This is a genomic window from Psychrobacter sp. TPE 89C (assembly GCF_055522395.1).
In genome coordinates this window covers 1-13,411 of the sequence record NZ_JBVFXW010000023.1, presented here as the reverse complement: position 1 = coordinate 13,411, position 13,411 = coordinate 1, and the positions used below count along the sequence as shown (strand labels likewise).

The 13,411-nt window shown below is 41.6% G+C and carries 11 protein-coding genes; 6 read left to right on the top strand and 5 right to left on the bottom strand.

Translation table 11 applies throughout. The annotated features are described in order from the left end of the window. Positions 1-261 precede the first annotated feature (261 nt). The gene (locus ACZW67_RS08415) at positions 262-1,770 is read left to right on the top strand and encodes a PepSY-associated TM helix domain-containing protein (protein ID WP_465182890.1); all 1,509 of its coding nucleotides are present in this window, start codon (positions 262-264) and stop codon (positions 1,768-1,770) included. Between the two features lie 249 nt (positions 1,771-2,019). Here ACZW67_RS08415 and ACZW67_RS08410 read toward each other — a convergent pair whose 3' ends face one another. The 4 genes from ACZW67_RS08410 to ACZW67_RS08395 all read right to left on the bottom strand — a co-directional run bounded on the left by ACZW67_RS08410 (position 2,020) and on the right by ACZW67_RS08395 (position 5,532). Then, entirely contained in the window at positions 2,020-3,729 is a 1,710-nt protein-coding gene (locus tag ACZW67_RS08410; RefSeq protein ID WP_465182889.1) for a multidrug ABC transporter permease/ATP-binding protein, read from the bottom strand. Between the two features lie 613 nt (positions 3,730-4,342). Further along, complete coding sequence (locus ACZW67_RS08405; protein WP_465182921.1) at positions 4,343-4,597, bottom strand: integrase core domain-containing protein; 255 nt, start codon at positions 4,595-4,597, stop codon at positions 4,343-4,345. A gap of 48 nt (positions 4,598-4,645) precedes the next feature. Beyond that, a complete protein-coding gene (locus tag ACZW67_RS08400; RefSeq protein ID WP_465182920.1) occupies positions 4,646-5,221 on the bottom strand; it encodes an IS3 family transposase in 576 nt (191 codons plus the stop codon). Beyond that, positions 5,221-5,532 (bottom strand): transposase, encoded by a 312-nt coding sequence (locus ACZW67_RS08395; RefSeq protein ID WP_379544545.1) that lies wholly within the window; start codon positions 5,530-5,532, stop codon positions 5,221-5,223. The genes ACZW67_RS08400 and ACZW67_RS08395 overlap by 1 nt, the downstream gene beginning before the upstream one ends. A gap of 395 nt (positions 5,533-5,927) precedes the next feature. Between ACZW67_RS08395 and ACZW67_RS08390 the strand changes: the two genes are divergently transcribed. Further along, entirely contained in the window at positions 5,928-6,113 is a 186-nt protein-coding gene (locus ACZW67_RS08390) for a hypothetical protein (RefSeq protein ID WP_465182888.1), read from the top strand. 191 nt (positions 6,114-6,304) lie between these two features. Here ACZW67_RS08390 and ACZW67_RS08385 read toward each other — a convergent pair whose 3' ends face one another. After that, on the bottom strand, positions 6,305-7,024 hold the full coding sequence (locus ACZW67_RS08385; protein ID WP_465182887.1) for a hypothetical protein: 720 nt from the start codon (positions 7,022-7,024) through the stop codon (positions 6,305-6,307). Between the two features lie 297 nt (positions 7,025-7,321). Here ACZW67_RS08385 and ACZW67_RS08380 point away from each other — a divergent pair, with 297 nt between their 5' ends. From ACZW67_RS08380 to ACZW67_RS08365, 4 genes are all read left to right on the top strand, one after another. After that, positions 7,322-8,827, top strand: coding sequence for a TolC family protein (locus tag ACZW67_RS08380; RefSeq protein WP_465182886.1), 1,506 nt, complete (start codon positions 7,322-7,324; stop codon positions 8,825-8,827). A gap of 167 nt (positions 8,828-8,994) precedes the next feature. Next, complete coding sequence (locus tag ACZW67_RS08375) at positions 8,995-11,223, top strand: type I secretion system permease/ATPase (RefSeq protein ID WP_465182919.1); 2,229 nt, start codon at positions 8,995-8,997, stop codon at positions 11,221-11,223. Next, positions 11,216-12,385, top strand: a complete 1,170-nt coding sequence (locus tag ACZW67_RS08370; RefSeq protein ID WP_465182885.1) for a secretion protein — start codon at positions 11,216-11,218, stop codon at positions 12,383-12,385. Before ACZW67_RS08375 ends, ACZW67_RS08370 begins: the two co-directional genes overlap by 8 nt. A gap of 435 nt (positions 12,386-12,820) precedes the next feature. Next, positions 12,821-13,402 (top strand): hypothetical protein, encoded by a 582-nt coding sequence (locus ACZW67_RS08365; protein WP_465182884.1) that lies wholly within the window; start codon positions 12,821-12,823, stop codon positions 13,400-13,402. Positions 13,403-13,411: the final 9 nt, after the last annotated feature.

Sequence of the window (13,411 nt, the reverse complement as noted above, 5' to 3'; positions counted from 1 at the left end):
AATTTAGGGAGATAAATAACGGAAATAATAATAACACTAATGATTATTGTTATCATTAAAAAGTTACAGTTAACGCTTTATAGAAATATTGGACGCGGTTCTGAATGGTTTAGTGCGGCTTCTTTACATTAATATTGTTGATATATGACTAGAGGGGTAGTGGTTTTTTCAGGGGTTTTCTCGTATGATGCAGCCGATATTATATTGTTAATAGATTTATGTTGTTAATTGAGCAATCAGAGATTATCAAAGGTCGTATTTATGAACAGAGACAGCAGTCAGTCACCTAACACGCAGCGTTATTTTACGGTATGGCGCTGGCATTTTTATGCTGGCATGTTTGTCGCGCCTTTTTTAATTGTTTTGGCGGTCACAGCTCTCGGCATGTTGTTCATGTCGAACACTGCAGGTCGAGACAATGATCGCTTGACCATCACCATTCCAGAGTCGACTGTCCAAGCACCCGTGTCTATACAAGCCAAAAATGCGCTTGATACGTTACCCGATAGCACACTGATTAAATATATTGCGCCCCGTGACGCAGATACCGTCGCTTTGTTTCAGGTGCAGTCAGAAGGCCAGACCAATATGGTGGCAGTGAATCCTTATACGGCTGATGTCGTCAATAGCGCACCTGCTAGCAGCGGTCTTTATGATACGTTTAATAATATTCATAGTGATTTGCTCATCGGTAAAGCAGGTGATTATCTGCTAGAAACGGCTGCCTCATTGACCATCTTGTTGATTTTGTCGGGTTGGTATCTCTGGTGGCAAAAACGCAAATCAGTGAAAGCTATGCTGATACCTAACGAGGTAGTAGCCAACAAGAAAAAACGATCTTTTATCCGTACTATTCATGCGACATTGGGCAGTTGGGTATCGATTCTGCTGCTGTTCTTCTGTATATCAGGTATGGCGTGGGCAGGTGTGTGGGGCGAAAGAGTTGTGCAGGCATGGAGTCAGTTTCCTGCAGGTAAATGGGGCGTTGCTCCTATGCCTATGTCGATTGATCATAGCCAACACAGCACTGCGATGCATGAGTCAATGGCTGCACCTCACGTCCATGGTGCGGCAGCATCTGAAGCGCATACTGAAGCACCCACGCACGGCAGTGTCTTAAACTCGGGCGACACCAAAGAGGTGCCTTGGGTGCTTGAGCTAACGCCGATGCCGGTCTCGGGTACGACCATGGGTCAGGATGGTACCGCACCCAATATACCTATCATGATTGATACGGTAGACCGCTACGCTCGAGAAATTGGGTTTGTAGGCCGCTATCAATTGAACTTACCACAAGGCAGTACAGGCGTCTGGACCATTAGCCAAGATTCGATGAGCTATGATATGCAGAGTCCGACAGCAGATCGCACGGTACATATCGATCGCTATTCAGGTAATGTCTTGGCTGATATTCATTTCGATGATTACAATGCCTTTGGTAAGTTTATGGCGGCAGGTATTGCTATTCATATGGGTACGCTAGGATGGTGGAGTGTGTTGGCCAATGTCTTGTTTTGTCTGTTTGTTATTATGATTAGCGTGAGCGGCTATATCATGTGGTGGCAACGTCGCCCTAATAATGCCGATGAAAGCACTGGGCTGAACCCGCCAGCATGTGGTTTAAACCCAGCTATCTGGTGGCCATTTGCGCTTCCTTTATTGATTGTCGCGGTTATATTTCCGACAGCCATTATCGCAATCGTTGTTATCGCCTTATTGGACTTCTTAGTAATATCTCGTAGTGCTTTTTTGCAGAAATTATTAAAATAAGCAAACGGCTTAGACGAGTTTTCGAGTGTCTAGATACTTTTGATTTATATATAGTCAAAGAACTCTAAAATGGGTACAAGGTAGCCGACTGCAGATTGTACAAGTAGTACATCTAAGGAGGGTAACGCCGTAGCGGTTTAGTAGTTCACCGACTATAGCTATAGCGTGGTTCTTTCTACCATAATGGGGCGACTTATCATAAGTCGCCCCATTTTTTTCGTGACCGTCTTCATCTATAACAAGTCATGTTTATTGCAACATGGCGATTGCATCGGTACTGGCGCGCTGTCGTTCTTCGGCATTCAATTCAATCAATCGGCCTTCTTTCATCAATAATAAGCGGTCAGCGTGTTCAAAGTAGCTGTCGTCATGACTGATAATAAACAGCGTTTTGCCCAGTGCTTTTAGCTCAGGTATTAGCGTTTGATAGAACACACGGCGAAAAGCAGGGTCTTGGTCAGCTGCCCATTCATCAAGCAATAAGATGTCTTTTTTTTCAGCGACTGAGAGTAGCATGGCCAATCGTTTACGTTGACCTTGAGATAGTTTATCTGTAGAAAGTTGATGATCAGACACGCTCACTTTGTCTTGTAGATTGAGCTTCTGCAGCCAGTCAGATATCAGTGCCTCATCAGGTTGATTGCCCTGATTGCCAATTAGCTGTTTAAACAGATGCTGATCACTAAAGATAGCAGAAAACAGCTGTCTATAATCGGCATTATTCTCTGAATCAATGATGTCTTGGTCTACTTGTACAGAGCCTGTGGTAGGGGTGAAAATCCCCGTGATGATTTTGGCGAGGGTAGACTTACCGCTACCATTGGCGCCGATTAAGAACACCACATCGCCACGTCTCACGGTAAGGTTGACAGATTTCAAGATATCATCAGGGTTATTTACGTCACCAGCTAGATTTTGTGTCTGCGTATTGATATCACCATAGCGATAACCAACGTCAGTCAGTGAGATAGAGTTCCAGTCTTTTGCCACGTGGTCAGTCATAAATTCTGCTTGGTAGTCAGCCAGCTCTAGCGACTGTATTTTGTCTAGTGCCACTTGAGCAGTCTGTAGGGTTGGATACGCACCAACCGCATGCAGAATGGGTGACTGCATAAATAGAATCGTTAGGGAGAATGTGGTGGCGACACCCATCGGTATATTCAGATAATTAGATACCGCGAACACCACGCCAATCGAGGCAAACATCATGATATTGGACCAATTCACAGCAGATAAGTGAAAGGTGTCAGATTTTATGACGGTCTGTTGGTACGACTTGGCATGAGACAAAAAATCGTCTGAATATAGTTTTTCAGCACGGTACTGATTGAGCACAAGCTCCTTACGACCTTCTATAATAGATTGATAATCTTGGTATAAAAAATCATTAATCGCTCTAAGCTCTATCAAATGAGTATACACATGCTTTACTAAGATGGTGCTTATCCAGATTGTCATCACAATCCAAAACATGATGATAAACAATAGTGGTAGTGACAGCCATCCTAAATAAAGGGCAACACCCGCAGATAAAATGACACCTTGTACCAATTCTGGCATGCGTACAAATGCAGTCGTAATAGACTGAATATCTGAAGATAAGCTGGCAATTAAGCGCGCACTACCCAAGTGATCTATCTGCGGCACTTTGGTATCTATGATTTGTTTGACCAGTTTTGTTCTGAGCTCGTACACAAACTGATGGCCCAGACGCGTCAACGCATACTGTGATAAAAAAGTAGTGATTAATAGTAGTGTAATCAAGGCGGAAAAATAGCCTAAGCTGAGTAATGACAAAGTATCAAAGACAGGTTGGCTGATAAATGTATGATTTATATAAGCAATGATGCCCACACTGACAGCCGCATTTACCAAATTAAGCAGAATAACTTTGAGAAAAGGCAGGCGATAATGCGCCCAAATCATATGATACAAAGAAGCGGTAGTGCGTGAAGACATAATGGCTCGTTATGATAATAATCGTATGTGTGATGGCAGAAAAAGATTGTTAGGCAAAGCCTGACTTTTATCGTAAATGTACAAGTAAGTTTTAATCATTGCAGACTATAAATTGAGAGTTGCTCAAATTACTTACCACACCTTTATGAATGATATTCGGCGGTATCTTATCAAGACAGCAGAAGGCATATAGATATACGTGGAATAGAAGAGGGTAGGCAAGACAAGTCAGATAGGTTTTAGATGTTATTGATAACCATTAATATTTACAATATTGTGACGTCAATCTTTATATGTGTCAACGTGTTTGTGACCGTAAGAGGGAGTGCCGAATAATGTGTTACCCAGTTTCAAATGATGCGGAAAAAATGATAGAACAAAAGCTCGATTGATTTCATCGTATCGATAGGAATTTATTATGGTTGAGAATAGGTAAAACGATAGTATGAGATTCAAGGTAGCAGTGGTCAGAAAGATAGTAGATAACAATGTAATATATTAAAGACCGCTCGACAGCTAGGGGTAGTTATTCCACTATTAAAGGATTAAAGGATTAAAGGATTAAAGGATTAAAGGATTAAAGGATTAAAGGTGTAGTGGTTGTAGTGGTCAACTAATTTAGGACACCTGATAAGAGGTTTTGATTAAAGTAACACCTTTCTTTTTCAGCCGGCGGTAAATAATTATTGAAGCTGTACGGCCTCAACGTTTGGTAGTAGCCCCAGATATAATCGCTAATAGCACTTGATGCTTCAGCTATATCCTCGTAGACACCCTTTGGCAACCATTCTGTCTTAAAGCTTATAAAGAAGCGCTCAATGGGTGCGTTGTCCAAACAATTACCACGACAGCTCATACTTTGTGTCAGGCCCTTACAATCAGCTATTGCGTCAGCGAACTTCTCACTGGTGTAGTACTAGCCTTGGTCAGAATGAAAAAGCACACCGCTTGGTTTAAGTCTAGTGTGATACGCCATCTGTAGCGCTGAGCTAGTTAAGAGACTGTTGGGAGAGTCAGAGACACTAAAGCCAACCACACGTCGAGCAAACAGGTCTAGAACAACCGATAAGTAACACCAGCCACCTTTGATACGAACATAAGTCACATCACCTGTCCAAACTTGATTAGGCGCATTTGGGCTAAACCTGCGGTCTAATATATTGTCATGGGTTCTATGCGCTTGATCAGCGTGCTTGTACTTGTGAGACTTAAGCTGACAACTGATCAAACCCATTTGCTTCATAAGCTTGGCGGCTAAGTAGCGCGTCAACCTAATGCGATGCTCATTCCACAGCATGGCGATAATGGTGCGAGTGCCTGCTGACTGCTTTGATTCGTTGAATACCTGACGTATCAAAGCTTTGAGTTTGACACGCTCAATATCAATGGGCTTAGCCTGTTTGCAGTAGTAGTAGGTGCTTCTCACTATACTAAATAGACGACACCACTGGCTTTTATTTAGGCGTTTGTCTTGCTCTACAAGCTTACTTATCAGTAGTAGCTTTTGAGACTGTCTGATGCCAGTAGAGCTGAAGCCTTTTTTAAGATGTCGCGCTCCATGGTCAATTGCTTAACTTGTTTGCGAAGCGCCTGTAGCTCTCGTTGTTCATCGGTGAGTGCCAAACCTTGAGTTGGCGTAACCCCTTGCTGCTCTTTTTTATACTTGCGTACCCAGTTATCTAGAGTAGAAGCTCCAATCCCTAACGATTCTGCCACTTCTGCAATCTTACGCTTATGATCAACCACTAAGCTGACGGCTTCTAACTTGAATTCTCGGGTATATTCTCTGCGTTTGGTAGTCATACTGGTTATCCTCTTTGGGGTAGTATAACCGCTTATGCGCTGTCCAATTTTATTATGCCACTACAAGGATTAAAGGATTAAAGGATTAAAGGATTAAAGGATTAAAGGATTACTGCGTTAACCTCGCTTGAAGTATTAGATATACATCTACACTCGGTTGCCTTTCTCTCTTTCAAACTGAATCCTCTATAGTTTTAGAATATAAGTTGTCCCAACACATTTGGTTTAATTGCTTTCGTTAGGCTGCTGGATATAGCTTTCTACATGGGTGTCTATGAAATTGATATCAGCTATTCATGGTTGATAGTGACTGGGCATAAAATATACGCCGCTTATCAATTTTATATTCAATTTTTTTGACAGGTACAAACCATAATATCATTGATGATACGGTAATGACGGATAAAGACTTGGTTATCAAAGGGGATGCTGCTGACAGCGTGCAGCTATCTGGTAATGATTGGATAAGCAGTGGCACCACGAATCAAAGTGGCGTCAGCTATAACGTTTATAGCTTCTCTGATACCAATGGTACTCATGACTTGTTGATTCAAACCGATATCACTACGACTGTGATATAAAGGTATAGATTATGGCAAATTAAGGTGTACTTTTGACAGTGTGCCTTAACTTGAATAATCATTAGTATAGATGTGACTATAGTCAAAGTAGAATTAAAAACGCCCTAATAAGTTAGGGCGTTTTTAATTCTACTTTGAGGGAGTAAAGTGCTATTTGAGGGTTTTTAATGACTATCGACTGACTTAGTGGTTTACTGATTACTGTTGTTCGACGAGGATGTAGCCAAAGAATTAATAGGGGTGATAGGGTAGTTGGGCTCGACCATGGGTGTGCTCTGAGTATTTGTGGTTATCGGTTTATCGATTTGATGTTGTCGAATTTGATCCTGATTACGTTGCCTAACTTCGGTGATAAGTTTTGAGAGCTGTTCGCTATCCTTGTCGATATCATCATCTAACTGTTCGTATTCTTTGGTTTTTTTGAGGGTATATTCAGCTTGGTCGTTTTGAGTGTCAGCCGTTGGTTTTCTGGTAGCTATCGCGTTATCATTACTACCCAGTACTGATGTCTGGACCATCTCAGAGTTATCATTATCTTGAGTAGAGGATTGCTGTGTCTGCGTAGTCATAGTATTATTGCTGGCAATCTGGCCATCACGAGCAGCTGTTTTTTTAGTACTGTTAGAGGATAACTGATCTGGTTCTGCGCCAGACTGTGCAGTATTCTTTTGATTGTCTGGTGTTATTGCTTCAACAGATGCTGCCGATGGATCTTCTGATATCGTAGCTATGGATACTGAAGGCGTGAGAGAGCGTTCTGAGTTTTCTCGTTTTGACGAGTCATCATCAAAAACAGTGAAATAGATAACGATAGCCATTAATATGTGTAGTAATATAGCCAACGCAATAGCGAGCGTTGAGTTTTCTTTTGGTTTGGCAGGCGGGATAGGTGGTCGCAAATGTTGTGTCATGGTTTTAATCCCCACGTCGAAAATACATATTAGATAGTAGTGAACACGTCCAAAAAGCTTATCGTCAAGTTTGTAAGATCAACCATATCTAAAACAGGCAAGTGTTTATTGAATATGATTGTTTAGTTATCTACATACATGGTATAAACTACAACGCATTTATAGCAAGAATACTTCGTGAATAGTGACAGATTTCTGATTTTAAAGCATTGCAATTCTTTATTTTATTAAAGCAGGACTGAGCCAAACTAAATGAAAGTTTATTATTATGACCCATTAATGAGATGGTTACCTTCTATGGTAGTTGTAACGATACGCAAGTATTATACCGTGGTTGTCAGTGTATTGTTGATGTCTCTATCTGGTGCCGCATCAGCAGAAGCTGACAGTTACATGGACACGCTTATTACTCAGGCAATTCAGACCCATCCTTTAGTTGGTTCGGCCCGTGCAGAGCAACAAGCAACGACAGAAAGTATACTCGCCGCGAAGCTCAATATGCTGCCAGCACCCAGCCTGTCATCAGGTTATGATCGTGATGACGGTATGATATCGCAGTTGCAGATTCGACAGTCATTATGGACAGGCGGTAAACTCACTGCCAATGTCAATCAAGCAGTCTTTGATGACAAAGCGGCAACAGAGTATGTCTACGAGCAACAAAACCAAGTCGCTAAAACCACGATTGAAGCATGGCAAAGTTATATCACAGCTGTCGCACAGCAGAGTGTCTATTATGATAGCTTGCAACTGCTGACAGAGTTTGAAGAGATGATGCGCCGCCGTGTAGATCAAGGTGTCTCTGCCCGTATCGAGATGGATCTGGTGACCAACCGTATCTTACAAGAGCAAAATTCTTATCAAGGAGCCGTTGAGCAGCAGCGTATTGCGATAGCACGTTTAGAGCAAATCGTTGGGCATCCGCTATCAGCGACTGATTTGCCAACACCGAATCTGAGTGCATTGGTTGACCGAGCTAAAGGTTACTCGCAATCCTTTGAGAGGATGGCTTTTGATCAAGCCAGTTTTTACAACCCAACGGTGGTCAAAGAGGAGTATCAAGTAGAGGCGGCCAAGCAAGGAGTAAAGTCATTGCAGGCTGCTCGCTATCCGACGGTGTATGCTCAATATGAGTATGATTATTATCATGATCGTGAAAAAAACAATAATGATAATGGCGGAGAGTTTTCAGTAGGTCTGAGCTATGATCCAGGCGCTGGCCTGTCCAACTTAGCATTAGCGCGTGCCTCTGAATCACGAGTCGATAGCCTTTCGCAGTCGAAAGAAGCATCAAGACGGCAGGTACTCGAAACCATTCAAACGCAATATCAGCAGTTTGCGAGTGCTAAGGATCAAGAGCGTTCGTTGGTCGCTGCTGTAGCAGGTGCACAGATCGTGGTCAGCTCTTATCGTCGTCAATTTATCGCTGGCCGAAAGTCATGGCTTGAAGTACTAAATGCAGTACGTGAGCACTCTCAGTATCAGGCACAGTTGGTTGAAACTCGTACCGCTATCATCGCAGCTTATTATAAGTTGCAAGTTGACTTTAGTATGATGTCGTGGCAGAAGTTTGATCAAAGCCGTCAACCAGAGCCTTTATTTAGTCCGTTAGATCCTGTCAAAAACTGGTTGAACCGTCAAGAAAATACGACACAAAAGACAGAAAATTCATTTATACAACCTATCGTTATGAAAGATAAAGATATGGTGACGTACTCTATTGAAGATACTTATGGTGCCTCTGGCTATGCTGATGCTGACAGCCGCGACAACAATACAGGGCTGTTGACTGATTTTCCATAAAGATATCACAAGCCACACATTCATAAAGAAACAACTGTTAGGCATAGTGTCATCTTGCCTTATCAGTTCATCCATGGGATATATTTATCATGAGCACACCGGTTTCAGCTTCTAATGACCAACCATCGGATAGTGAGCTGATAGTAAATGCTACTACAACACAACTAATGCCGACGCCTACGCCTAATGATCCGCTAGATACGCATATATTATCGCTAGCAGATGCATTACGTACCTTGCTAACAGAGCAAGGCTATCCTATCGATAATGTCAGGTTGCAAGGCGTTATATATCAGCAGAAAAGTATATCAACGCTTGCAGATATTATTCAGGTGCTACAGCAGTTAGGTATCGATCAATTGCCTGAATCACTGCCTGTGCCAGATGCCGCATTTTTACCGCTATTAGCACTGCACCCCACACAAGGCTGGGGGATCATTCAGCAATTGAATCCACAAGGGCTTTGGGATTTTAAGCAGTTTGATAAAATCACTGCACATACAGGCACTGAATTTTTGTATTCGTTGCGGGTTCGTCTAGAAGAAGAACCTAGCAAACGAAAACAGTCATCATTCGATCAGCTACTCAAAAAAGATCTCAAAAACTACCGTGGCATTATCATTGAAGCAGTAGTTGCCTCCTTTTTGATCAATATGCTAGCGCTCGCGGTATCGCTGTTTTCCATGCAGGTCTATGACCGAGTGATACCGACGCGTAGTGAGTACACCTTGATTATCTTGGCAAGTGGTGTAGGGCTGGTCATTTTATTTGAAACGTTTATGAAGTTTGCACGTTCAAAGATTATGGATAAAGTTGTAGTCAACCTTGACCAATATCTATCACGTGAGGTCTTTCAGCGCTTATTAAATGTACGTATTGATCAGATGCCAGGGTCGGTCGGCTCGATGGCAGCACAGCTGCGTGGCTACGAACAAGTCCGAGGATTTTACACTGCCAGCACTTTGTTTGGGCTGGTCGATATTCCGATGTCCATTATCTTTGTGTCCTTGATTGTCGTAATTGGTAATCCGTTAGTAGCTTTGGTGCCTATCATAGCGGCGATAGTAGCGATTGTATTAGGATTAGGTACCCGCAAAAAAATAGACAGCATAGCAGCTGTTGGCGCGTCAGCCTCTTATCGTAAGACAGGTATTTTGGTTGAAACAGTAGAGGGCGTTGAGACTATCAAGGCCGGATCAGGCAATTGGAAGTTCCTGTCACGCTGGCTTGATGTGATGAATATCACGACCAAAAACGATCTGGATATGAAGCATGCCAACGATAATCTGAGTTATTTATCGCAGATGATTCAGCAGACCAGTTATGTCGGCATCGTCATTGTTGGCTCATTTGTGGTGATGTCTGGTGATATGACCATGGGTGGTCTGATAGCGTGTTCGATTTTGGGTGGGCGTATTTTAGCACCTGTTATGAGCATCCCAGGATTGTTGGTGCAAGCCTCACATGCTAAAGCAGCCAAACTTAATATTGAGCAGCTGTTTTCATTACAGCAAGACAATCATGGTGTCAGTCATCCACTGTCACCTAGCCGAATTGCTGGTAACTTTGATGTAGATAAAGTCACTTTTAATTATCAAAACAATGACCAACCAGCACTGGCTGTGAATAAGCTCAGTATAAGAGCAGGCGAGCGCATTGCATTGTTGGGTCCAATTGGTTCTGGTAAATCGACGCTACTTAAAGTGCTATCAGGATTATATGCACCAACGCAGGGTCGTATATTGCTAGATGGTTTAGATATCCAGCAGATTAGTCGTGAGTCAATGAATGAACAGCTTGGCTACCTACAGCAAGACCATAGGCTCTTTGAAGGTACTCTACGTGATAACTTATTGATCGGACTGCCAGCACCTAGCGATGATGTCATGCGTGATGCTCTTATCAAAACGGGTTTGATAAAACTCGTGGCCAGTCATTCTAGTGGTTTAGATTTACCGATTAGTGAAGGTGGTAAAGGATTGTCAGGGGGACAAAAGCAATTGGTTGCCTTTACTCGCTTGCTACTAACCAAACCTTCTATATTACTCATGGATGAGCCAACCGCATCGATGGACAATCGCCAAGAGTTACAGTGTATTGATGTCCTCAGAAAAGAGTTCGGAGAAGGCCAAACTTTGATTGTCGCTACTCATAAAATGCCTCTGTTACAGTTGGTTGACCGCATTATTATTATGGACAATCAAAAAATCGTTATGGATGGCCCTAAAGCACAGGTATTGGATAAGTTACAAGGCAACGATACAAAGCAGAAAGAAAATAAGAGAGCTATTAAAGTGAGTAACTCTAAAGTGACAGTCATTAGTAATAAGAAGACATCAGAGAACGGTAATGACAAGAGCGATAACAGCGACAATCTAGGAAAAGACCATGAATGACTATCAGCATAAAACTCATGATCCAAAAGTTGGGCGCACACGCATTATAATTTGGGGCGCTTTAATTGGGATTTTGGTATTGATTGTTTGGGCATACTTTGCCCAAATTGATCAAGTAACCAGAGCCTCTGGTACGGTTATTGCTAGTGCTCGTACGCAAGACATTCAAGCGGCTGAAGGTGGTGTACTGACTGATATATTAGTCAAAGAAGGTGAAGAGGTTAAGAAAGGGCAGCTGCTAGTCAGACTAGAAGAAGAGCGAGCACAAGCAGCAGTGGCCAACTCAGGTTCAAAAATAGCCGCATTAAAAGCTAAGATCGCAAGATTAGAAGCTGAAATATTTGAACGACCACTGGTCTTTCCAGAAGGTATCAAAAATTATAGTGAATATATAGAAAACCAAACGCAGCTATACAATCGTCGTCGCCAAGCGATCGATCAAGATGTTAACTCATTACAAAAGATGATGGTACTGGCACAGCAAGAACTGAGTATGAATGAGCCATTATTAACTTATGGCGATGTCAGTCAAGCGGATGTGATTAAGTTGCGCCGACAAGTCGCTGAGATTCAAGCGCAGATTACCAACAAGCGTAATAAGTACTTTGAGGAAGCGCAGTCAGAGATGACTAAGTCGCAAGAAGAGCTGGATGTTGAGCTTGAGCAACTGCGTGACCATTCACAAGTGCTAGAAGAAAAAAATCTATTCGCTCCTACAGATGGCAAGGTCAACAACATCCTTATTACCACTATTGGCGGTGTCGTGAAGCCCGGTGAGATTATTATGAAGATACTACCAACCAGTAGTGATCTTATCGTTGAGGCAAAGGTAAGTCCGGCAGATATTGCTTATGTCAAAGAGCAGCAGGCTGCTAGTGTCAAACTAGATGCCTACGACTACTCTATTTTTGGTGCAATGAATGGTAACGTGATCTATATCAGCCCTGATACTTTGATGGAGCAGACACCTAAAGGGGAAGAGCCTTATTATCGAATACAGATAAAAATAACAGGTGCCGAGTTTGCGGGTCGCCGTGATGAGATTGTGATTAAGCCAGGTATGACTGCTTCTGTGGATATTAAAGCGCAAGAGCGTTCTGTACTGTCTTATCTAACGAAACCTATTACCAAGACATTCTCAGAAGGTCTGGGCGAGCGTTAAGAGCGGTTAGTAGAGAGAATTCGCTCTAAGTAAGATATTTGTTTTATCCAAAAGCTACGATACCAATGTGTATCGTAGCTTTTTTGTGTCTAAGGCCTGTAAAAATCTCGTTATTGATATTTACGGTATATACAGCTCCAAAAAACCTCTTAAATAGAATATTACCTATAAACAATAGTTAGATTTTATGTATTGAGTTTATTTTTGTTCTACTATATATTTATATGTAAGGGTTTTTATTTGCATTGTTTAATTTGTAAAGACAATTTATTGATACATGCGGTCATATTTGCATTAATTATTATATTCATAATTGTTTATATATAGACATAGGATAAATCGGAATAGTATTTTTGATTTATAAAATCATTACAATATAGATTTATAGGATAGTTGTTTACGTATTAAGATTTTAATTTATAGGGAGCAAGTGTTATGGAAAACAAAACTATATTATTATCGGCTGTATTCTTTATAGCTATGAGCCTAACAGGCTGCCAGACCATAAAAGAAAAACAGCAATCAATCCTTTCTGATAGCAAAATTAACACCAACTGGGCAAAAGACCATAAAGTGTTTGAAGTTATACCTGACGACTCTCTACAAAAAATGGAAAGTAGAATTGTATTCTTCCGTCATGCTAAAAATACTGACCAACTAAGTAATATTAACCCACGTACTATCAACGTAAGCATGGGACCTGATAGTGCATTTCAGGTGAGCCTGACGAGCGGACATTATTCAGACATTATAGTATGTAATGGATTACAACTTATCAATGCCAAAGTGTTAAGTGAAGAAACTGGTAAAATTACTACTTACTCTAAACAGTATCAATTTAGCCCTCAAACGACGACTTATTTACAAGTTGCTTCATCAAAAGAAGGTAGTCCTATCATTCAGCAAGTACCAAATGACGAAGCATTGATATCGTTGAAGAAAAGTACTCGTCAAAATCACCAAATCAGTCGTGTACCGTCAGATTGTAATCATTCAAATAAAATGCTAAAAAAATAGTGTATTTAA